Raw genomic sequence first — 21834 nt, forward strand, 5'->3', positions numbered from 1 at the left:
TTAAGCGATGATTTTGGAGACCACGCCTGCGCCGACTGTGCGGCCGCCTTCGCGGATCGCGAAGCGCAGACCATCTTCCATCGCGATGGGGGCGATCAGCTCAACTTCGAACTTCAGGTTGTCGCCGGGCATAACCATTTCCGTGCCAGAAGGCAGGGTCACAGTGCCGGTAACGTCCGTGGTGCGGAAGTAGAACTGAGGACGGTAGTTCGCGAAGAATGGGGTGTGACGACCACCTTCTTCTTTCGTGAGGATATAGGCCTCAGCTTCGAACTTCGTGTGTGGCTTCACAGAACCTGGCTTGCAGAGAACCTGACCACGCTCAACGCCCTCACGGTCGACACCACGCAGAAGCGCGCCGATATTGTCGCCCGCTTCACCACGGTCAAGCAGCTTGCGGAACATCTCAACGCCTGTGCAGGTCGTCTTGGAGGTGTCGCGGATACCAACGATCTCAATCTCGTCACCCACATTGATCACACCACGCTCAACACGGCCCGTCACAACTGTACCGCGGCCAGAAATCGAGAACACGTCTTCAATTGGCATCAAGAATGGCTGGTCAACTGCGCGTGCAGGCGTTGGGATGTAGCTGTCAACAGCTTCCATCAACGCGCGGATCGAGTTCTCACCGATCTCTGCGTCACGGCCTTCCATCGCAGCCAAAGCAGACCCTTTAACAACAGGAATGTCATCGCCAGGGAATTCGTAAGAAGACAGAAGCTCGCGGATTTCCATCTCAACAAGTTCCAACAACTCTTCGTCATCAACCTGATCGACTTTGTTCATGTAAACAACCATCGCAGGGATACCAACCTGACGACCAAGCAAAATGTGCTCGCGCGTCTGTGGCATAGGGCCGTCCGCCGCGTTCACAACCAAGATCGCGCCGTCCATCTGCGCCGCACCGGTGATCATGTTCTTCACATAGTCAGCGTGACCAGGGCAGTCCACATGCGCGTAGTGACGCGCATCTGTCTCATACTCAACGTGCGCAGTCGAAATCGTGATCCCACGCGCCTTCTCTTCAGGTGCGCCGTCAATCTGATCATACGCCTTGAAATCACCAAAATACTTCGTGATCGCCGCTGTCAGTGTCGTCTTGCCGTGGTCAACGTGACCAATCGTGCCAATGTTCACGTGCGGCTTATTACGTTCAAACTTTTCCTTTGCCATGATGGCCTCCTTGTCTTGTTCAGAGCGGCGGGAAACTGCCCGCCCTACGGTTGGTGGGTAGGGCGGGGTTCACCCCGCCACCCTGGTTTAGGCGTATTTCGATTGAATCTCGTCCGAGATGTTCTGCGGCACAGGATTGTAGTGATCGAACAGCATGGTGAACTGCGCGCGGCCCGAAGACATCGAACGCAGAGTGTTGATGTAGCCAAACATATTCGCCAACGGAACGAAGGCATTGATCGCAACAGCGTTACCGCGTGGCTCTTGGCCAGAAACCTGACCACGGCGCGATGTCAAATCGCCAATGATCGACCCTGTGTATTCTTCAGGGGTGACCACCTCGACCTTCATCATCGGCTCAAGCAGTTTCGCACCTGCTTTTTTCAGACCTTCGCGCATACACATACGAGATGCGATTTCGAAGGCGAGAACGGAGGAGTCCACATCGTGGAATTTACCGTCCAAAAGCGCGACTTTGAAGTCGATCACAGGGAAGCCTGCGAGCGGGCCAGAGTCCATAACAGACTGGATGCCCTTTTCAACACCGGGGATGTATTCCTTGGGAACAGCACCACCAACGATGCGCGACTCAAAGCTATAGCCTTCGCCAGGTTCAGTTGGCGTGATTTCCAACTTAACTTCGGCGTATTGACCCGAACCACCCGACTGCTTCTTGTGGGTGTAGGTATGCTCAACCGCGTGACCAATGGTTTCGCGATAGGCCACCTGAGGCGCACCAATATTCGCTTCCACTTTGAATTCACGCTTCAGACGATCCACCAGAATGTCGAGGTGCAATTCGCCCATGCCCTTCATGATGGTCTGGCCTGATTCAAGGTCAGTTTCCACACGAAAGGAGGGGTCTTCTGCCGCCAAACGCTGAAGACCTTGAGACATTTTCTCTTGGTCGTTCTTTGTCTTTGGCTCAATCGCGATCTCGATCACAGGATCGGGGAAGGTCATGGTTTCGAGAACCACAGGATCTGCCGCATCACAAAGCGTGTCACCTGTTGTGGTTTCTTTCAGACCTGCCAAGGCGATGATGTCGCCTGCAAAGGCCTCATCAATCTCTTCGCGGTTGTTGGAGTGCATCATCATCATACGACCAACACGCTCTTTTTTGCCTTTGGTCGCATTGAGGATAGATCCGCCCTTTTCCAATTTGCCCGAGTAGATACGGGTAAAGGTCAAGGAGCCAACAAACGGGTCGTTCATGATTTTGAACGCCAGACCTGCAAAGGCCATGTTGTCATCTGCGCGGCGTGCAATGTTACGAGTTTCCGTCTCATCGCCTGGCTTAAAGCCCATGTAGTCGACCACATCGAGAGGGCCGGGCAAGAAGTCAATCACAGCGTTGAGCAAAGGCTGAACGCCTTTGTTCTTGAACGCAGAGCCGGCCAATACAGGCACAAAGCTCAAGGACAAGGTGCCTTTACGGATCAGCTTGCGCAGGGTCGCGATGTCTGGCTCGTTGCCTTCGAGATAGGCTTCCATCGCCGCATCGTCCTGCTCAACCGCATTCTCGATCAGGATCGAGCGCCACTCGTCAGCCGTTTCCTGCAAGTCAGCGCGGATTGGCTGGCGCTTCCAAGATGCACCAAGGTCTTCGCCTTCCCAAACCCATTCTTCCATCGTGATCAGGTCGACAATGCCTTCCAGCTTGTCTTCGGCACCGATGGGGAAGTTCACAGGAACAGGTGTTGCACCTGTGCGGTCTTTGATCATCTTCACGCAGTTGAAGAAGTCAGCGCCGATCTTGTCCATCTTGTTGACGAACACGATACGGGGAACCTTGTAGCGATCCGCCTGACGCCAAACGGTTTCCGTCTGAGGCTCAACGCCTGCGTTACCATCAAGCAAGCAAACCGCGCCATCGAGAACAGCCAAAGAACGCTCAACTTCGATGGTAAAGTCAACGTGTCCGGGTGTGTCGATGATGTTATAGCGGAACTTCGTGTCCGAAGTGCCTTCCGCGGATGGGTCTTCTTGCCACTGCCAGAACGTGGTGGTCGCAGCGGAGGTAATGGTGATCCCACGCTCCTGCTCCTGCTCCATCCAGTCCATGGTGGCCGCGCCATCATGCACTTCGCCGATCTTGTGCGAGCGGCCTGTGTAATACAGGATACGTTCTGTGGTTGTGGTTTTGCCCGCGTCAATATGGGCCATAATCCCAAAGTTGCGGTAGCGCTCCAGCGGATATTCGCGTGCCATCTGGTGGTCCTCAGGCTAGAATTAAAATTACCAACGATAATGGCTGAACGCTTTGTTCGCATCCGCCATCTTGTGGGTGTCTTCACGTTTCTTGACGGCTGCGCCGCGTGCGTTGACCGCATCCACCAATTCGCCTGCAAGGCGCTCTTCCATGGTGTTTTCGTTACGAGCACGGGCCGCGTTGATCAGCCAGCGGATCGCAAGCGCTTCACGGCGCTCAGGGCGCACTTCAACGGGAACCTGATAGGTCGCACCGCCCACACGGCGGGAGCGCACTTCAACAGCAGGTTTGATGTTGTCGAGCGCTTCGTGGAACACTTCCACAGGCGCGCGCTTGAGACGCTGCTCAACGCGATCAAACGCGTTGTAAACGATCTTTTCTGCGACCGATTTTTTACCATCGATCATCAGATTATTCATGAACTTTGTCAGAACACGATCACCAAATTTGGCGTCGGGCAAAACTTCGCGTTTTTCAGCGCTGTGACGACGGGACATGTCTGTATCCTCTTACTTCGGACGCTTCGCGCCATATTTCGAACGACGCTGACGGCGATCTTTAACGCCCTGCGTATCAAGCACACCGCGCAGAATGTGATAACGCACACCTGGAAGGTCTTTCACACGGCCGCCACGGATCAGAACAACAGAGTGCTCTTGGAGGTTGTGCTTCTCACCAGGAATGTAGCTGATGACCTCAAAACCATTCGTCAGGCGCACCTTGGCAACCTTACGCATAGCCGAGTTCGGCTTCTTTGGCGTCGTGGTGTAGACGCGTGTGCATACGCCGCGCTTCTGCGGGCAGGATTCCAAGTGCTGCGACTTGGAGCGTTTTACTTTGGGCTGCCGTGGTTTACGGATCAGCTGTTGAATCGTAGGCATTCGGTTCCCCGTCTTGCTCATGTCAAACGGCATCTTGCGTATGCAAAACACCAAAACCGCAAGCGCCCTTTCCCTACCTGGAGGCCGCCGCGGTGGAATTCTCAGAGGATCGAGGCATCAAATCGCCTGGATCATGACCACTCAGTTCTGTATCTCGGGCAAGCTCGCGCAAGGCGCAAAATGCCACTCATGGCGCGGCGTATAGGGGGAATCGTATAGGGTGTCAACAGCGGCAGGGTCTGCGCTAGTCCCGCTGCATTTGAGACGGGCCAGATATTGGGGCATCGGCCACTGCGGTTGCCGTCAGCGAGGCCGCCAACCGTTCAGCACGGCGCGCCACTCGATGTTCACGCAGTAGCGTGAAAATGCCCGAGGCCACGACAATCGCAGCCCCAATTAAGGTCAAAAGATCGGGCCAATCCCCAAACACGAAGAACCCCAAAATCAGCGCCCAAACAAGGGCTGTATAGCGAAACGGCGCGATCACGCCAATTTCACCCACGCGCATGGTCATGATAGAAAAAAGATAGCCCCCAATGATGCAGATTGCAGCGCCAATGATATAGGTCGCCTCAATCATGTTGATCGGTTGCCAATCTTCACTGATGGACAAAACCCCACCCGATAGGCCAACTGCAATGGCCGTGATAAAGGCCACACCCATCGAGGGGGCCTCGGGTGACAAGCGGCGGGTCAGAAGATCACGAATGGTCACGAAACCCACAGTCATCAGCGCATAGATGGAGTAGATAGTGAACCCCTCACCCCCGGGTTTTACGATCAGCATGACACCCGCAAAACCAACCGTAATGGCCAGCATCCGCCGCCACCCCACAGGTTCGCGGAACACGAGAAAGGCAACCAATGTCACACTTAGCGGCAGAGCCGCCAGAATTGCGGCAACATTGGCCAAGGGCATATGGATCAATGCAATCATAAACGTAATCATGGCGGCTATTTCGGCCAATATGCGGCCGATCACCTTGCCGCGATCCACAGGTGGAATGTGAAAGCGCAGCTGCCCCATCCACCAAAGCAAGGCCACCATCATAATGGCTGTCAGAAGCCCCCGCAAAAAGATCATCTGAAACAGTGGCACAGTCTGGGTGACCAGCTTCACCAATGTATCATTGAGCGTAAAGGCGGCCATGGCGCCAGACATCAGCAATGCGCCCTTGATATTGGGTGTCAAAAACCGCGCTCCTTGGTGGTCTGAGCGAAAATCTAGGCTCAGTCATCGTCACTAGTGGGGTCACTTTCGCGCAATCGTGCAAGCGCAGCAAGGGTCTTGATCGGTTGCAGCGCAAAGCGGTCGCGCATCAGGGTTTGTGCTTTGGTGATCTCCATCAACTCGGCAGTGGGGGGATAGAACGATCACTGTCATTCACCCCATGCAGCGTGCGCACGAACATCACATCATTTGGATCGCACCATGTGCGCACATTGGCCGCAATCTTGCGATGGTTCCACCGATAAACATTGGCGAGACTGTCATTATGCGTGACCATCGCGCTGGCCAATCCCAAAGGGCCGATTTCCGAAAATTCCCAGTAGGGTTTTTCTTGGGAATTCATGTTCCAATAAATGCCACGATGAAAGGCGATAGCGGCAGGCGTGTCTTCATCAGCCCACCCCAGTTTCAACAACTGATCTGCGACCGCGCGTGTCTTGGCGATATAGTCTCAGGCCACGGCATCATGGTCATCAATGCGAAACCTCGTGATGAATTTCGAATGCCGATCCCACCCACGCCGAAAGGCGCGGCGGGTGGAGTTTAAAGGCCCCGCTGCCTCAAGGGTGCAAACCTGCAGGAAGGGATAAGGGCCCATCAAATCCTTCAGACGCCGCCGCCACCGATAGGGCATCGTATCCGCGATCAAAGCGATCAATTTGAAATCCTGATCCGTTTGAGCGGCCAAGGACGGGAGGCAGATTTGTTCAAAGAACACAAATCGCTGCTTCATGCGCGCAGGATCATAGAGCATGGCCTCTAGCGCCCATTGCTCCATCGTGGCCGAAGCAAAGCCACCTTCGCCCGCATAGGAAAAACGGCAGACGCCCACAATCTGATTGGATAAATCCTTGGCCATATGCCGCTTTCATTCCCAGTTTAGGACCCCAAGCTTACGAGATGGGCGCGCATCGGGAAAGAGGCGGTATAAAAAAGGAAACGCCCCATTGCGAGATCGCAACGGAGCGCTTCAATGGCTTACTGCGCACAGCGCAAAACGCTCTTACTCTTCGCCTTCGCTTGCAGCGTCTGACGCGGCATCGGCCAGATCTGCTTCGCTTGGTGCAGCAAGGGCTGCAGCGGCTTCTGCCTCAGCGCGGGCCGCCTCAATCACCTTGTTGTCACGCTCGGCTGCGATGCGGCGAACGCGCTGTGTCGCGCCGCCTGTGCCCGCAGGGATCAAGCGACCCACGATGACGTTTTCCTTAAGGCCAACCAACTTGTCGCGCTTGCCCTGCACCGAAGCTTCGGTGAGAACGCGGGTTGTCTCTTGGAAGGACGCCGCAGAGATAAAGCTACGGGTCTGCAAGCTGGCCTTGGTGATACCAAGCAACACGGGCTCACCTGTCGCTGGACGACCACCACGGGCTTCGACCTTGGCGTTCTCCTCATCGAATTCCGCCTTGTCGACATGCTCACCCTTCAGCAGCGTTGTCTCGCCTGAGTCGAGGATTTCAATCTTCTGCAGCATCTGGCGCACGATCACTTCGATATGCTTATCGTTGATCTTCACACCTTGCAGACGATAGACGTCCTGCACCTCGTCAATGAGGTAATCTGCCAAAGCCTCGATCCCCATGATCCGCAAAATATCATGCGGCGCAGGGTTGCCGTCCATGATGTAATCGCCCTTCTGAACGAAATCACCTTCGACAACGGGGATGTGCTTGCCTTTTGGAACCATGTATTCCACGGGCTCCATTGACTCATCAACAGGCACAACACTGATGCGGCGCTTGTTTTTGAAGTCACGGCCAAAGCGCACATACCCATCAACCTCTGCGATGATGGCGTGGTCTTTTGGACGGCGGGCTTCGAACAATTCCGCAACGCGCGGCAGACCACCGGTAATGTCCTTGGTCTTTGCACCTTCGCGCGGGATACGGGCCACAACATCACCCGCCTCAACAGATTGGCCATCTTCCACCGAAAGAATGGCGTCCACCGACATCGGATAGGTCACAGGGTTGCCCTGATCATTGCGCACAGGTTCGCCATCGGCACCTACGATCAAGATTTCGGGCTTAAGTTCATTGCCCTTTGGCGCAGCGCGCCAATCCATCACGATCTTCTGGGTCATGCCAGTCGCATCATCGGTTTCATCGCGAACTGCGATGCCGCTGACGAGGTCGACATATTTCACTGTGCCCGATTTCTCGGCGATGATTGGAAGAGTGTATGGATCCCACTCAAACAAGCGGTCGCCACGAGACACTTTGGCGCCCTCGGCCACATGCACCTTGGTGCCGTATCCAAGTTTGAACGCGGCGCGCTCGACCCCGTTATCATCAATGATAGCAATCTGCATATTGCGGCCAACAACGATCACATCGCCTGCGGCGTTCTTCAGCGTGTTGGCGTTGCGATACTCAATTTTGCCTTCTTGACCAGCTTCTTGGAAACTCTGCTGGCCACCTTGTGCAACCCCACCAATGTGGAATGTGCGCATCGTCAGCTGCGTGCCAGGTTCACCAATGGACTGAGCCGCGATGATACCGACCGCTTCACCCACGTTTACACGGGTGCCGCGTGCAAGGTCACGACCATAGCAGACGGCGCAAACACCCTCTTCCGCCTCACAGGTCAAAGGCGAACGGATTTTGATCGAAGCCAGACCGGCGGCTTCCACCGCATCTGCCTTGCGCTCGTCAATCAGCTCACCCTTGGAGACGATCACTTCGCCCGTTGCAGGTGCGATGACGTCTTCGCCAGCCGAACGGCCCAAAATCCGCTCTGCCAATGAAGAGACAACCTCGCCATCATTGATCGCTGCTTCAGCGGTGATTGTGGCATCAGTGCCGCAATCGACCATACGCACGATACAATCCTGCGCCACGTCCACCAACCGGCGGGTCAAGTAGCCCGAGTTCGCCGTTTTAAGCGCCGTGTCAGACAGACCCTTACGGGCGCCGTGGGTCGAGTTGAAGTATTCAAGAACGGTCAGACCTTCCTTAAAGTTCGAGATGATTGGCGTCTCGATGATCTCGCCCGATGGTTTGGCCATCAGACCGCGCATACCACCCAGCTGCTCCATCTGCGTCACAGAACCCCGCGCGCCCGAGTGGGCCATCATGTAAACGGAGTTTGGTTCAGACTCTGCGCCATTCTCATCGAATTTCTTCGCAGAGATGGTCGCCATCATCGCGTCAGTGACTTTGTCATTGGCCTTTGACCACGCATCAATCACCTTGTTGTATTTCTCACCTTGGGTGATGAGACCGTCCATATATTGCTGTTCGAATTCCTTCACTTGGTCGCGGGTTTCATCAACCAACGTCCATTTCGTGTCAGGAACAACCATGTCGTCCTTACCGAAGGAGATACCAGCACGGAACGCTTCACGGAAACCAAGGCTCATGATCTGGTCACAGAAAATGACGCTCTCTTTTTGACCGCAATAGCGATAGACAGTGTCGATGACCTGCTGCACTTCTTTTTTGCGCAGCAAGCGGTTCACCAATTCAAACGGCGCTTTTGCGTTTAGCGGCAGAAGCGCGCCAATGCGCAAGCGGCCAGGCGTGGTTTCAAACCGCTGATAAACCTCGTTGCCCTCGTCATCAATTTGCTTGATGCGCGCGGTCACTTTGGCGTGCAGATGCACCTCACCTGCGGTCAGGGCGTGCTCGACCTCCTCGATGGAGGAGAAGGACATGCCTTCACCCTTCATGCCTTCGCGTTCCATGGTCACATAGTAAAGACCCAAAACCATGTCCTGAGACGGAACAATAATCGGTGCGCCGTTTGCAGGCGACAGAACGTTGTTCGTGGACATCATCAAAACGCGGGCTTCAAGCTGCGCTTCAAGGCTCAATGGAACGTGAACGGCCATCTGGTCGCCGTCAAAGTCTGCGTTAAACGCAGAACAGACCAAGGGGTGCAGCTGAATAGCCTTACCTTCAATCAAGACAGGCTCGAACGCCTGAATGCCCAAGCGGTGCAAGGTCGGCGCGCGGTTCAAAAGAACGGGATGCTCGCGGATCACTTCGTCCAAGATATCCCAAACTTCGGGGCGCTCTTTTTCAACCAATTTCTTGGCTTGCTTGACTGTCGAAGACAGGCCCTTGGCTTCAAGGCGCGAATAGATAAACGGCTTGAACAGTTCCAACGCCATTTTCTTTGGCAGGCCACACTGGTGCAGTTTCAACTCTGGGCCCGTCACAATGACCGAACGACCCGAGAAGTCGACCCGCTTACCCAAAAGGTTTTGACGGAAACGACCCTGCTTGCCCTTGAGCATATCAGACAGCGATTTCAGCGGGCGCTTATTGGCACCTGTGATCACGCGACCACGGCGGCCATTGTCAAACAACGCATCCACAGATTCCTGCAACATCCGCTTTTCGTTACGGATGATGATGTCAGGTGCCCGCAATTCGATCAGACGCTTCAGACGGTTGTTGCGGTTGATCACGCGGCGATAAAGATCGTTCAAATCCGATGTCGCGAAACGACCACCATCAAGCGGCACAAGCGGACGCAATTCTGGTGGGATCACGGGGATCACTGTCAGCACCATCCATTCTGGGCGGTTGCCAGACTCGATGAAATTTTCAACGATCTTGAGGCGCTTGATGATCTTCTTCGGCTTCAACTCACCGGTGGCTTCCTTAAGGTCTTCGCGCAACTGTGCTGCTTCGGCCTCAAGGTCGATATTGGCAAGCATTTCGCGGATCGCTTCCGCGCCGATATTCGCTTGGAACGCATCCGACCCATAGGCGTCCTGCGCATCCAGGAATTCTTCTTCGGACAAGAGCTGACCATAGCTCAGATCGGTCAGACCTGGCTCAATCACCACATAGTTTTCGAAATACAGGATCCGCTCCAGATCACGCAGCGTCATATCCAGCATCAGACCAATGCGGGATGGCAGCGATTTCAGGAACCAAATATGCGCAACAGGTGCAGCCAATTCAATATGGCCCATGCGTTCGCGGCGCACCTTCTGCAAGGTCACCTCAACGCCGCATTTTTCGCAGACAACGCCACGATACTTCATGCGCTTATATTTGCCGCACAGACATTCGTAATCTTTTACAGGCCCAAAGATACGCGCGCAGAACAGGCCGTCACGCTCGGGCTTAAATGTGCGGTAGTTGATCGTCTCAGGCTTTTTGATCTCGCCATACGACCAGCTGAGAATACGCTCAGGGCTGGCAAGCGAGACTTTGATCTCGTCAAACGCTTTTGGCGCGACAAGCGGGTTGAACGGGTTGTTCGTGAGTTCCTGGTTCATTTTCAAATCCTTGAATTCGGGCAGAGAGATGGGGGATCAGGCAGCGGCGGGGACGGGCCCCGCCAACCGCTTACTCTTCATCCTCCGCATCCAGGAGTTCCATGTTGAGGCCGAGGCCACGCACTTCCTTGACGAGAACGTTGAACGATTCAGGCACGCCTGCTTCGAAATTGTCCTCGCCTTTGACGATCGATTCATAGACCTTGGTGCGGCCTGCAACGTCATCCGACTTAACAGTGAGCATTTCCTGCAAGGTGTATGCAGCGCCATAAGCCTCCAAGGCCCAGACCTCCATCTCACCAAAGCGCTGCCCACCGAATTGCGCCTTACCGCCGAGCGGCTGTTGGGTGACAAGGCTGTATGGCCCTGTCGAGCGCGCGTGGATTTTGTCATCCACGAGGTGATGCAGTTTCAGCAGGTATTTCACACCCACGGTGACGGGACGGGCGAATTGCTCACCCGAGCGGCCATCGTAAAGAACCGATTGGCCCGATGTGTCAAAGCCCGCGCGGGTCAGCGCATCGTTTACATCGGCCTCTTTTGCACCGTCAAATACAGGCGTTGCAATCGGAACACCGCGGGTCACGGTTGAAGCGGACTCAACCAATGCTGCGTCGTCCAGATCAGCAAAGGCCTCGCCATACACCTCATCACCATAAGCGATTTTGAGGGCATCGCGCACAGGCGTCATGTCACCAGAGCGGCGATATTCGTCCAAGGCTTCGTCAATCTTCAGACCCAGACCGCGTGCGGCCCAACCCATATGGGTTTCCAAAATCTGACCCACGTTCATACGCGAAGGCACACCGAGAGGGTTCAGAACGAAATCGACAGGGGTGCCATCTGCAAGGAAAGGCATATCTTCCATCGGAACCACTTTCGAGATCACACCCTTGTTGCCGTGACGGCCCGCCATCTTATCACCTGGCTGAAGCTTGCGCTTCACGGCGATAAAGACTTTGACCATTTTCATCACGCCTGGAGGCAGGTCATCGCCGCGGCGAACTTTCTCGACCTTATCCTCAAAACGGTGATCCAAGGTGCGCTTCTGTGCGTCAAACTGTTGGTTCAGCGCCTCTACTTCAGCGGCGTCTTTCTCATCACCAAGGGCAAGCTGCCACCACTGGCCGTGGCTGAGCGTTTCAAGCAACTCTTCCGTGATCTCAGACCCTGCTTTGACGCCTTTTGGCCCTTTTACTGCAGTTTTGCCTAGTAGCATGGACTTGAGACGCGCATAGATATTGCGCTCAAGAATTGCCAACTCGTCATCACGGTCGCGTGCCAGACGCTCGACAATCTCGCGCTCGATTTGCAGCGCGCGCTCGTCCTTGTCGACACCATGGCGGTTGAAAACGCGCACTTCCACGACTGTTCCGAAATCACCAGGTGGCAGGCGCAAAGATGTATCACGCACATCAGACGCTTTTTCGCCAAAGATCGCCCGCAGAAGTTTTTCTTCTGGGGTCATTGGGCTTTCACCCTTTGGCGTGATCTTACCAACAAGAATGTCACCAGGCCCAACTTCGGCGCCGATATAGACGATGCCCGCCTCATCGAGGTTGCGAAGTGCTTCTTCCCCTACGTTTGGAATGTCGCGGGTGATTTCCTCAGGCCCAAGCTTGGTGTCACGGGCAGCAACTTCGAATTCCTCGATATGGATCGAGGTGAAAACGTCATCACGCACGATGCGCTCGGAAATGAGGATCGAGTCTTCGTAGTTGTAGCCATTCCATGGCATAAACGCCACGACCACGTTCTTACCCAAGGCCAATTCGCCCATATCGGTCGAGGGGCCATCGGCAATCACTTCACCTTTGCCAACACGATCACCCACTTTCACCAAGGGGCGCTGGTTGATGCAGGTGTTCTGATTTGAGCGCTGGAATTTACGAAGGCGGTAGATATCCACGCCCGCATCGCCCAGTTCCAGATCTTCGGTGGCGCGCACAACGATACGTTCTGCATCCACTTGGTCGATGATCCCGCCACGTTTGGCCATGATCGCCGCACCAGAATCGCGTGCAACAACACTTTCGATGCCTGTGCCTACGAAAGGCGCGTCAGCTTGCAACAGCGGAACCGCCTGACGTTGCATGTTAGAGCCCATCAAAGCGCGGTTCGCGTCATCGTTTTCCAAGAATGGAATGAGCGAGGCAGCAACCGAAACCAACTGCTTGGGCGATACGTCAATCAGGTCAACCTGATCGCGCGGTGCAAGCGTGTATTCGCCCGATTGACGGGTGTTCACCAGATCATTGATGAACTTGCCGCTTGCGTCCAAAGTCGCGTTGGCCTGCGCAACTGTGTGGCGCATTTCTTCGGTCGCGGACATGTAGACGACCTCATCGGTCACTTTGGTGTCTACAACGCGGCGATATGGGGTTTCGATGAAGCCGTATTTGTTCACCCGTGCGAAGGTCGCAAGCGAGTTGATCAGACCAATATTCGGCCCTTCGGGCGTTTCAATCGGGCACATACGGCCGTAATGGGTTGGGTGAACGTCACGAACCTCAAACCCTGCGCGCTCGCGCGTCAGACCGCCAGGCCCAAGAGCCGACAAGCGGCGCTTATGGGTGACTTCCGACAGTGGGTTGGTCTGGTCCATGAACTGAGACAACTGGCTTGAGCCAAAGAATTCGCGAACAGCCGCAGCGGCGGGTTTCGCGTTGATCAGATCCTGTGGCATCACAGTATCGATTTCGACCGAGGACATACGTTCCTTGATCGCGCGCTCCATACGAAGCAGGCCCACGCGATACTGGTTCTCCATCAATTCACCCACCGAACGCACGCGGCGGTTGCCCAAATGGTCAATATCGTCAATGTCGCCCTTGCCATCGCGCAGTTCAACCAAGGCCTTGATGCAGGCAACGATATCTTCGCGGCGCAGAATGCGGGTTGTGTCAGGCGCATCGAGATCGAGGCGCATGTTCATCTTCACGCGACCAACGGCAGACAGATCATAGCGCTCGCTGTCGAAGAACAGCGTGTCAAAGAGGGCGCTTGCCGCTTCAACGGTTGGTGGCTCGCCTGGGCGCATGACTCGATAGATATCCATCAACGCGCCTTCGCGGCTCATGTTCTTATCAACGGCCATAGTGTTGCGGATATAGGCGCCAACATTGATGTTATCGATGTCGAGAACTGGGATGTCGGTGATGCCCGCATCCGTCAGATCCATCAGCGTGCCGCCCGTGACATTGCCATCCTTGTCGGTTTCCCATGTCAACTCGTCCCCAGCTTCGACATAAATCGCGCCAGTTTCTTCGTTGATGATATCCTTCGCAACAAAGCGGCCCACGATGTGATCGAAAGGCACCAACAGCTCGGAGACTTTACCCTCGTCAATCAGCTGCTTCACAGCGCGCGGGGTGATCTTCTTGCCTGCTTCAGCGATGACTTCGCCCGTGGCTGCATCAACAAGATCAAATGTAGGACGGGTGCCGCGCACGCGCTCGGGGAAGAACTTGGTTGCCCAACCTTTGTTCTTAATAGAGCGGAACATCACAGTGTCATAATAGGCATCCATGATGCCTTCTTGATCCAAACCAAGTGCATAAAGCAGCGTGGTCACTGGCAATTTGCGGCGGCGGTCAATGCGCGCAAATACGATGTCCTTGGCGTCAAACTCGAAATCCAACCAAGAGCCGCGATAAGGGATGATGCGGCAAGCAAACAAAAGCTTGCCCGAAGAATGGGTTTTGCCTTTGTCATGGTCGAAGAACACACCAGGGGAACGGTGCATTTGGCTGACGATCACGCGCTCGGTGCCGTTCACGATGAACGTGCCATTTGGCGTCATCAAAGGCATATCGCCCATGAACACATCTTGCTCTTTGATGTCTTTGACGGATTTTGCGCCCGTATCCTCGTCAACATCAAATACGATCAAACGCAAGGTCACCTTGAGCGGCGCAGCATAAGTCAAATCGCGGCTTTGGCATTCCTCGACATCAAACTTCGGGGCTTCCAATTCGTATTTAACGAATTCCAAAACCGAAGTTTCGTTGAAATCTTTGATCGGGAAAACCGACTGGAAAACACCCTTGATGCCTTCACCATCCAAAGGCGCGTCTTGGTCGCCTGATTTCAGGAAAAGGTCATAGGAAGATTTCTGAACCTCGATGAGGTTCGGCATTTCCAATACTTCACGGATTTTGCCATAGAATTTGCGAATGCGCTTCTGGCCTGCGTAGGTCTGAGCCATGCTCTGATACACCTTTCGTTTCTTTCGCTCCACGCGCACCGTTGGGGCCACGGCACGGGGGGCTTTGAAACAAGCGGATGGAGGATCCATTCATGCCTGCCGTCCCACCGGCAAGCTCCCGATCCTGCACCACACCTAGAAGAAGGTCTTGGCCACCAAGGCCCTCATCTAGGTGAGGATGGCTGGACAGGAAAAACCCGCCCAGCCACATCGCAACATGGGGAATGCGCCACGCGCATTCCTACCATGATTACTTGAGTTCGACTTCTGCGCCAGCTGCTTCGAGCTTGGCTTTGATGTCGTCTGCTTCTGCTTTTGCAACGCCTTCTTTGACGGCCTTGCCACCTGCTTCAACGAGGTTCTTCGCTTCAACGAGGCCAAGACCTGTGATGCCGCGAACTTCTTTGATGACAGCAATTTTATTGCCGCCAGCAGATTTCAGGATAACGTCAAATTCGGTTTTCTCTTCAGCAGCTGCGCCGGCGTCACCACCAGCAGCAGGGCCTGCCATCATGACAGCGCCGCCTGCAGCAGGCTCGATGCCATATTCGTCTTTTAGGTAGTTCTTCAGTTCTTGTGCTTCGAGAAGGGTCAAGCCCACGATCTCTTCGGCAAGTTTTTTGATATCAGCCATTTTTCGGTTTCCGTATCTAAAATTTGTGATCCAACGTCATGCGGCATAGCCAAACATAACGGGTCTCAAGGTTGCATTATGCGGCTTCTGCCTTCTCTTCGATGGTCGAAAGGATGTTCGCAATATTCGAAGCAGGTGCGCCAATTGCGCCGGCGATGTTGGAAGCAGGTGCCCCAATGCAGCCCACGATCGAAGCAATAAGCTGCTCACGGGATGGCATGGACGCAACGGCTTTAACGCCAGCTTGATCAAGCACAGTGCCACCCATAGCACCGCCAATGATAACGAATTTAGCATTCGCCTTGGCGTAGTCCTCGGCAACCTTGGCCGCAGCCACAGGATCCTCGGAATAGGACAACACAGTCATACCCGTCATCAGGTCAGCAATGCCTTCGGCAAGCGTTCCTTGAAGGGCGATCTTGGCGAGCCTGTTCTTGGCGACGCGTACAGACCCACCAGCTTCGCGCATTTTCGCGCGCAGGTCTTGCATCTCAGCAACCGTGAGGCCCGCGTAGTGAGACACCACGACAACGCCAGAGCTTTCAAAGATTTGGCCGAGTTCCTCGACCACTCTCTCTTTCTGGGCTCTATCCACAGTTCTACTCCAATTAGGGGGTCACCCCCCGGCTCAAGTTTGGCAGGTTTCCCTACCTCTTCGGGTCCAAGTGAGGGGCCCGAGCCAGACCGCCCGAAGGCGCGGTGGCCTTGCGGAAATCCGAAACTCGTTTCCCATCTCAGGAAGGATTTACGGGCATGCGCCCACCCTCCGTCTCGGACAGGTGACCGCACCCACGAGCGAATCGCAGACACGGGTCGAGACGGGGCCATACGACAGAACGCAAAGAAACCCAAGAGGGAACACCACTTTGTGACCAAAGTTGTCCCACCCGAGTTCTTGCGGTCAAACCCCGCGGTTTTCGGCCCCCTCGCACAGAGAGGGCCAAAACTGTTTACGCGTTGGTTGCGCTTTCAACGCTAACCGACACGCCAGGCCCCATGGTGGAGCTGAGCGTGATACGCTTCAAATAAGTGCCTTTTGCGCCTGCTGGCTTGGACTTCGATACAGCGTCGACAAAGGCGCGGATGTTTTCCGCCAGTTTCGCTGCGTCAAAGCTGGCTTTGCCAACTGCACAATGAACGATGCCCGCCTTCTCGACCTTAAACTGAACCTGACCGCCTTTGGCCGCTTCTACTGCCTCTTTAACGTCCATGGTCACAGTGCCGATTTTTGGGTTTGGCATCAGGTTACGAGGCCCAAGAACCTTACCCAAACGGCCCACGATTGGCATCATGTCAGGGGTTGCGATGCAGCGATCAAACTCGATCTTGCCGCCCTGAACGATTTCCATCAGGTCTTCCGCGCCAACGATATCCGCGCCTGCAGCCTTGGCTTCATCTGCCTTAGGGCCGCGTGCGAAAACCGCAACGCGCACAGATTTGCCTGTGCCATTTGGCAAGGTCACTGTGCCGCGCACCATTTGGTCAGCGTGACGAGGGTCAACGCCCAAGTTCATTGAAATATCAACCGATTCATCGAATTTTGCCGAAGCATTGGCTTTGATCAGCTCAACGGCTTCTTCGATTGTGATGTCTTCTTTTCCTGCGAAGGCGGCACGGGCTGCCGTTACGCGCTTACCAATCTTGCCCATAACTTACCCTTTCACCTCGATACCCATCGACTTTGCAGAGCCGAGGATAATTTTCATTGCCGCTTCAACATCGTTCGCGCTGAGGTCTTTCATCTTAGCTTCAGCGATTTCACGAACCTGAGCAACAGTCACAGTTGCGATAGTCTCACGACCAGGATTTTCGGCACCGCGTGGGCGGTTGCGCTTTCCAACAGATTTCAAACCTGCGGCCTTTTTCAGGTAATAAGACGCAGGCGGCGTCTTGATTTCCATCGCAAAAGATTTGTCTTGGTAATAGGTGATCAAGGTGGGGCAAGGGGCGCCCTGCTCCATATCTGCGGTCTTGGCGTTGAACGCCTTGCAGAATTCCATGATGTTAATCCCGCGCTGACCCAATGCAGGGCCAACAGGTGGGGATGGGTTAGCTTGACCTGCAGGGATCTGCAGCTTCATCGTTCCAGCAAGTTTCTTGGCCATCTGGCCTCTCCTTTTTTTCATCGGCACAGCTTTGCTGCACCCTATCAGGATCGGGACGCGTCCCTTTCCCAGTCGCTAGCGTGGTTCGGCACATCATGCGCGCATGATCCTGCCTCCCACGAATGAGCGGCGCCTGCGCGCCGCACCCACATCAGGCGGTTTTCGACACCTGCGTGAATTCCAATTCCACGGGCGTTGCGCGCCCGAAAATCGAGACCGTCACCTTGAGGCGCTGGTTCTCATCATCAACTTCTTCGACCATGCCATCGAAATCTTCAAACGGCCCGTCATTAACCTTAACCTTTTCACCAACATCAAAGGTGATGGTCGAGCGGGGGCTGGCCTCGCCCTCTTCAACACGGTTTAGGATCGCGTTCACTTCATCATCGCGCATCGGCATGGGGCGGCCCTGCGGCCCAAGGAACCCTGTGACGCGCGGGATCGAAGACACAGCATGATAGGCGCGGTCGGTCAATTCCATGCGCACCAGAACATAGCCAGGCATAAAGCGGCGCGGGACGGTGACTTTCTTGCCACGGCGAATCTCGATCACTTCCTCTTCAGGAACGAGAACTTCTTCGATCTCATCCTCGAGGCCCTTTTCGGCCACGGCGTTTCTGATCTGCTCGGCGATGCGCTTCTCAAAATTTGACAGCACGCTCACCGAATACCACCGTTTCGCCATCCGCTTCTTCCATCCTCGACATAAGGCGCGATCGCGCGCCAGTTATTTTAGTGTCCAACCGCTTGGCATAATGCCGCGCGTGCCGTCCCGAAACAAAAAATCAGCGTGTATCTCGAATCGATACACGCCACCGGGAAATGTTCTCCGTCCCCCTACCCCCCGAAATAGGGAAAATCAAGGGTTCAAGGGTCTTAGCCTACCGCCGTCAGCAGCAATTCCAAACCTTGGCGGATCAGCCAATCGACCATGAAAAAGAACAACGCCGCCAAAACCGCCATCGCGAATACCATCGCGGTGGTGGTCACAAGCTCGCGGCGGGTCGGCCAAACGATCTTGGCAATCTCGGCGCGGGTTTGTTGAACAAATTGGATCGGGTTGGCCATGGACTTTTACCTTTTTCGATTGTCGGCTGATATAGGCAAGCGCGCCCGATGATGCAAGCCGCGAAGCACGCTATGTGCAGTCCAAGGTTGATAATCAAGGAAAGTGGCAGGGGCAGCAGGATTCGAACCCGCGGCCTACGGATTTGGAATCCGTTGCTCTACCAACTGAGCTATACCCCTAAGGCCGTGCATGCTGATAGCGGGGCTTGGCCCCCAATGCAAGAGGAAGGCTGCGCAGATTTCCATGGTTTATCTCCCGCTTGATGCTTGCACAGCGGGACAGTTTGCGCGAAGGAACCTAGCTATGACCAAGACCGCCACAACCCTACGCAAAAGGATCGCAAATTCCGCCTTTGCAAATCGCGCGGTTGCAGCGGCTTTCGGGGCATGGGCGCGGTTGGTGCGCATAACCTCGCGCCGAGAGGAAGAGGGTTGGACACAGATTGAGACGGCATTGGCCACCCACGGCGCTGTGATCATCGTTTGTTGGCATCAACGGCTGATGATGACGCCTTTTATGTTTGATCTTTCTAAATATCGCTGTCGCAGCCTGACGTCTGATGCACGGGCGGGGCGGTTGGTGGGCCATATCCACCGCCATTTCGGCTATGAAAGCGTGCCAATGCCGCGCGGTATCCTTGGGGCCGCCGAATTGCGCCTGATCCTAAAAGGGTTGCGCGAGGGCATCTCGATTGGCGTTTCGCCAGATGGGCCACGCGGGCCTGCGCGGGTCGCAAAATCAACCCCGATCCAATGGGCGCGCTCCGCCCAAGTGCCTGTGGTCAGTTTTACGTTTTCAGCCAAACATTATCTCAAATGGCCAACATGGGATCGGCTGATCTTCCCGCTGCCTTTTACCAAACTGCATCTGCGTTGGCGGGTTTGGGAGGAGACTGTGCCCCCGAAGCTCTCGGAGGCCGAGACCGCCGCACTGGCCGAAAGACTGCAATCCTTCATGGATGCAGAGGCGCTCGCAGCAGATCACAAAGTAGGTCACAATACCGCACAGCTTTAATGAAGAAAGCCGCCCCCGAAGGCGCGGCTTTCTTTGAGTTTAGAAAATCGCTAGCGATTAAGCGATGATTTTGGAGACCACGCCTGCGCCGACTGTGCGGCCGCCTTCGCGGATCGCGAAGCGCAGACCATCTTCCATCGCGATGGGGGCGATCAGCTCAACTTCGAACTTCAGGTTGTCGCCGGGCATAACCATTTCCGTGCCAGAAGGCAGGGTCACAGTGCCGGTAACGTCCGTGGTGCGGAAGTAGAACTGAGGACGGTAGTTCGCGAAGAATGGGGTGTGACGACCACCTTCTTCTTTCGTGAGGATATAGGCCTCAGCTTCGAACTTCGTGTGTGGCTTCACAGAACCTGGCTTGCAGAGAACCTGACCACGCTCAACGCCCTCACGGTCGACACCACGCAGAAGCGCGCCGATATTGTCGCCCGCTTCACCACGGTCAAGCAGCTTGCGGAACATCTCAACGCCTGTGCAGGTCGTCTTGGAGGTGTCGCGGATACCAACGATCTCAATCTCGTCACCCACATTGATCACACCACGCTCAACACGGCCCGTCACAACTGTACCGCGGCCAGAAATCGAGAACACGTCTTCAATTGGCATCAAGAATGGCTGGTCAACTGCGCGTGCAGGCGTTGGGATGTAGCTGTCAACAGCTTCCATCAACGCGCGGATCGAGTTCTCACCGATCTCTGCGTCACGGCCTTCCATCGCAGCCAAAGCAGACCCTTTAACAACAGGAATGTCATCGCCAGGGAATTCGTAAGAAGACAGAAGCTCGCGGATTTCCATCTCAACAAGTTCCAACAACTCTTCGTCATCAACCTGATCGACTTTGTTCATGTAAACAACCATCGCAGGGATACCAACCTGACGACCAAGCAAAATGTGCTCGCGCGTCTGTGGCATAGGGCCGTCCGCCGCGTTCACAACCAAGATCGCGCCGTCCATCTGCGCCGCACCGGTGATCATGTTCTTCACATAGTCAGCGTGACCAGGGCAGTCCACATGCGCGTAGTGACGCGCATCTGTCTCATACTCAACGTGCGCAGTCGAAATCGTGATCCCACGCGCCTTCTCTTCAGGTGCGCCGTCAATCTGATCATACGCCTTGAAATCACCAAAATACTTCGTGATCGCCGCTGTCAGTGTCGTCTTGCCGTGGTCAACGTGACCAATCGTGCCAATGTTCACGTGCGGCTTATTACGTTCAAACTTTTCCTTTGCCATAGCCCTGGCGCCTCATTTTTTGGGGGGCAAAATCTGTGCCCGAGTTCAACACGCGCGCTCGTTACGAGGCCTGAGACAAAAAATCAAGACGACATTCAAATCATTCAGCCCATGGTTGCTAACTGGGTTAGGGCGCAGGACGTGGAACGGGCGTGACAGTTGGCGTGGCACTGGTTTCTGTCACGGCCATTTCGGGCACCTCAAGGGCAGTAAGATCCGCCTCAGCCAAAGGATCGGGGGGCACATCTAATCCCTCAAGCGCCGCATTTGCCGCATCGGGGTCAATGCCAAACCATTGCGGGTTTTCAAGCATCCATGCCTGCACGCGCTTGGCCGCGTTGCGGGCCAAAATCTGCATCTGTTCTTCGCGGTCACGGGTGAAGCCCGACCCAAATATCGTATCGGGTGACGCGCCCTCAAAAATGGTGATTTGGTTGGGTGCCTGATGCAATTTCACCCCTGCCGCATCGTCCCAAATATTGGCAGAAATCACCAAAACCGATTTTGGGCTGAGAAGGACGGGAATACCAGGATGGGCCAGAGAATAGGCATCTACACTCAGCGCAATATGGTAGAGCTTATCCCCCTCATATGCGCCAAATCGGCGATCAATCTCTGAGGAGATCACCGCAATCCACTCTTCAGGTGTGGCATCGCGTGAGGGGGGGACTTGCTGCATATTATCAGCAACAACAATATTGAACCCCAAGGCAAAATCCCCCATCGGGATTTGCGCCTGCCCCAAAGGATCGGGGGCTGCACAACCAATTAGCAGCAGGGACATCATTCCCGCCGCAACACTGCGCCTTGAGAATGTTAAAAATCGCATGACAGACCCC

The 21834-nt window shown here is 55.0% G+C and carries 16 protein-coding genes, 1 tRNA gene and 1 pseudogene; 1 reads left to right on the forward strand and 17 read right to left on the reverse strand.

Features of this window, described 5'->3' with window-relative positions; translation table 11 throughout:
- The 15 genes and pseudogenes from tuf (AAC636_RS00005) to AAC636_RS00075 form a co-directional block, all read right to left on the reverse strand.
- Nucleotides 1-1176 carry an elongation factor Tu gene (gene tuf / locus AAC636_RS00005; RefSeq protein ID WP_340299922.1) on the reverse strand — a complete coding sequence of 392 codons (1176 nt, stop codon included), beginning with the start codon at nucleotides 1174-1176 and terminating at the stop codon, nucleotides 1-3.
- 87 nt (nucleotides 1177-1263) lie between these two features.
- Complete coding sequence (gene fusA, locus AAC636_RS00010) at nucleotides 1264-3387, reverse strand: elongation factor G (RefSeq protein ID WP_340299923.1); 2124 nt, start codon at nucleotides 3385-3387, stop codon at nucleotides 1264-1266.
- A gap of 27 nt (nucleotides 3388-3414) precedes the next feature.
- A complete protein-coding gene (rpsG, locus tag AAC636_RS00015; RefSeq protein WP_317657479.1) occupies nucleotides 3415-3885 on the reverse strand; it encodes a 30S ribosomal protein S7 in 471 nt (156 codons plus the stop codon).
- A gap of 12 nt (nucleotides 3886-3897) precedes the next feature.
- On the reverse strand, nucleotides 3898-4269 hold the full coding sequence (gene rpsL, locus AAC636_RS00020; protein ID WP_150420941.1) for a 30S ribosomal protein S12: 372 nt from the start codon (nucleotides 4267-4269) through the stop codon (nucleotides 3898-3900).
- Between the two features lie 244 nt (nucleotides 4270-4513).
- On the reverse strand, nucleotides 4514-5461 hold the full coding sequence (locus AAC636_RS00025; RefSeq protein ID WP_340299924.1) for a DMT family transporter: 948 nt from the start codon (nucleotides 5459-5461) through the stop codon (nucleotides 4514-4516).
- A gap of 154 nt (nucleotides 5462-5615) precedes the next feature.
- A pseudogene (locus AAC636_RS00030) lies at nucleotides 5616-6359 on the reverse strand (glycosyltransferase).
- A gap of 144 nt (nucleotides 6360-6503) precedes the next feature.
- Complete coding sequence (gene rpoC / locus AAC636_RS00035) at nucleotides 6504-10733, reverse strand: DNA-directed RNA polymerase subunit beta' (protein WP_340299925.1); 4230 nt, start codon at nucleotides 10731-10733, stop codon at nucleotides 6504-6506.
- A gap of 70 nt (nucleotides 10734-10803) precedes the next feature.
- Nucleotides 10804-14940, reverse strand: a complete 4137-nt coding sequence (gene rpoB, locus AAC636_RS00040; protein WP_340299926.1) for a DNA-directed RNA polymerase subunit beta — start codon at nucleotides 14938-14940, stop codon at nucleotides 10804-10806.
- A gap of 250 nt (nucleotides 14941-15190) precedes the next feature.
- Nucleotides 15191-15574: a 50S ribosomal protein L7/L12 gene (rplL, locus tag AAC636_RS00045; protein ID WP_317657484.1), complete on the reverse strand. Its 384-nt coding sequence runs from the start codon at nucleotides 15572-15574 to the stop codon at nucleotides 15191-15193.
- Between the two features lie 76 nt (nucleotides 15575-15650).
- Complete coding sequence (rplJ, locus tag AAC636_RS00050; RefSeq protein ID WP_340299927.1) at nucleotides 15651-16169, reverse strand: 50S ribosomal protein L10; 519 nt, start codon at nucleotides 16167-16169, stop codon at nucleotides 15651-15653.
- A 355-nt stretch (nucleotides 16170-16524) separates the two neighbouring features.
- Entirely contained in the window at nucleotides 16525-17223 is a 699-nt protein-coding gene (gene rplA, locus AAC636_RS00055; RefSeq protein WP_317657486.1) for a 50S ribosomal protein L1, read from the reverse strand.
- Between the two features lie 3 nt (nucleotides 17224-17226).
- Nucleotides 17227-17679: a 50S ribosomal protein L11 gene (gene rplK / locus AAC636_RS00060; protein WP_340253991.1), complete on the reverse strand. Its 453-nt coding sequence runs from the start codon at nucleotides 17677-17679 to the stop codon at nucleotides 17227-17229.
- Between the two features lie 151 nt (nucleotides 17680-17830).
- Entirely contained in the window at nucleotides 17831-18364 is a 534-nt protein-coding gene (gene nusG / locus AAC636_RS00065) for a transcription termination/antitermination protein NusG (protein ID WP_317657488.1), read from the reverse strand.
- 191 nt (nucleotides 18365-18555) lie between these two features.
- Nucleotides 18556-18747: a preprotein translocase subunit SecE gene (gene secE, locus AAC636_RS00070; protein ID WP_317657489.1), complete on the reverse strand. Its 192-nt coding sequence runs from the start codon at nucleotides 18745-18747 to the stop codon at nucleotides 18556-18558.
- A gap of 104 nt (nucleotides 18748-18851) precedes the next feature.
- Nucleotides 18852-18927, reverse strand: a tRNA-Trp gene (locus AAC636_RS00075).
- A gap of 124 nt (nucleotides 18928-19051) precedes the next feature.
- Between AAC636_RS00075 and AAC636_RS00080 the strand changes: the two genes are divergently transcribed.
- Nucleotides 19052-19762, forward strand: coding sequence for a lysophospholipid acyltransferase family protein (locus AAC636_RS00080; protein ID WP_340262978.1), 711 nt, complete (start codon nucleotides 19052-19054; stop codon nucleotides 19760-19762).
- 57 nt (nucleotides 19763-19819) lie between these two features.
- Here the strand turns inward: AAC636_RS00080 and tuf (AAC636_RS00085) are convergent, their stop codons facing one another.
- Both tuf (AAC636_RS00085) and AAC636_RS00090 read right to left on the reverse strand, forming a co-directional pair.
- On the reverse strand, nucleotides 19820-20995 hold the full coding sequence (gene tuf, locus AAC636_RS00085; RefSeq protein WP_340299922.1) for an elongation factor Tu: 1176 nt from the start codon (nucleotides 20993-20995) through the stop codon (nucleotides 19820-19822).
- Nucleotides 20996-21122: 127 nt separating this feature from the next.
- Nucleotides 21123-21824 carry a hypothetical protein gene (locus AAC636_RS00090; protein WP_340299928.1) on the reverse strand — a complete coding sequence of 234 codons (702 nt, stop codon included), beginning with the start codon at nucleotides 21822-21824 and terminating at the stop codon, nucleotides 21123-21125.
- Between the last annotated feature and the right edge of the window lie 10 nt (nucleotides 21825-21834).

This window comes from Roseobacter sp. HKCCD5988, assembly GCF_037830355.1.
Taxonomy (GTDB): domain Bacteria; phylum Pseudomonadota; class Alphaproteobacteria; order Rhodobacterales; family Rhodobacteraceae; genus M30B80.

Excerpts from the sequence above, each read along its gene's own strand:
- nusG (WP_317657488.1), bottom strand. The coding sequence starts at position 18,364 with ATGGCGAAACGGTGGTATTCGGTGAGCGTGCTGTCAAATTTTGAGAAG.
- tuf (WP_340299922.1), bottom strand. The coding sequence starts at position 1,176 with ATGGCAAAGGAAAAGTTTGAACGTAATAAGCCGCACGTGAACATTGGC.
- rpoC (WP_340299925.1), bottom strand. The coding sequence starts at position 10,733 with ATGAACCAGGAACTCACGAACAACCCGTTCAACCCGCTTGTCGCGCCA.
- rpsG (WP_317657479.1), bottom strand. The coding sequence starts at position 3,885 with ATGTCCCGTCGTCACAGCGCTGAAAAACGCGAAGTTTTGCCCGACGCC.
- rpsL (WP_150420941.1), bottom strand. The coding sequence starts at position 4,269 with ATGCCTACGATTCAACAGCTGATCCGTAAACCACGGCAGCCCAAAGTA.
- AAC636_RS00080 (WP_340262978.1), top strand. The coding sequence starts at position 19,052 with ATGACCAAGACCGCCACAACCCTACGCAAAAGGATCGCAAATTCCGCC.
- rplA (WP_317657486.1), bottom strand. The coding sequence starts at position 17,223 with ATGGGCAAGATTGGTAAGCGCGTAACGGCAGCCCGTGCCGCCTTCGCA.
- AAC636_RS00090 (WP_340299928.1), bottom strand. The coding sequence starts at position 21,824 with ATGCGATTTTTAACATTCTCAAGGCGCAGTGTTGCGGCGGGAATGATG.
- rplL (WP_317657484.1), bottom strand. The coding sequence starts at position 15,574 with ATGGCTGATATCAAAAAACTTGCCGAAGAGATCGTGGGCTTGACCCTT.
- tuf (WP_340299922.1), bottom strand. The coding sequence starts at position 20,995 with ATGGCAAAGGAAAAGTTTGAACGTAATAAGCCGCACGTGAACATTGGC.
- secE (WP_317657489.1), bottom strand. The coding sequence starts at position 18,747 with ATGGCCAACCCGATCCAATTTGTTCAACAAACCCGCGCCGAGATTGCC.
- rpoB (WP_340299926.1), bottom strand. The coding sequence starts at position 14,940 with ATGGCTCAGACCTACGCAGGCCAGAAGCGCATTCGCAAATTCTATGGC.
- rplK (WP_340253991.1), bottom strand. The coding sequence starts at position 17,679 with ATGGCCAAGAAACTTGCTGGAACGATGAAGCTGCAGATCCCTGCAGGT.
- fusA (WP_340299923.1), bottom strand. The coding sequence starts at position 3,387 with ATGGCACGCGAATATCCGCTGGAGCGCTACCGCAACTTTGGGATTATG.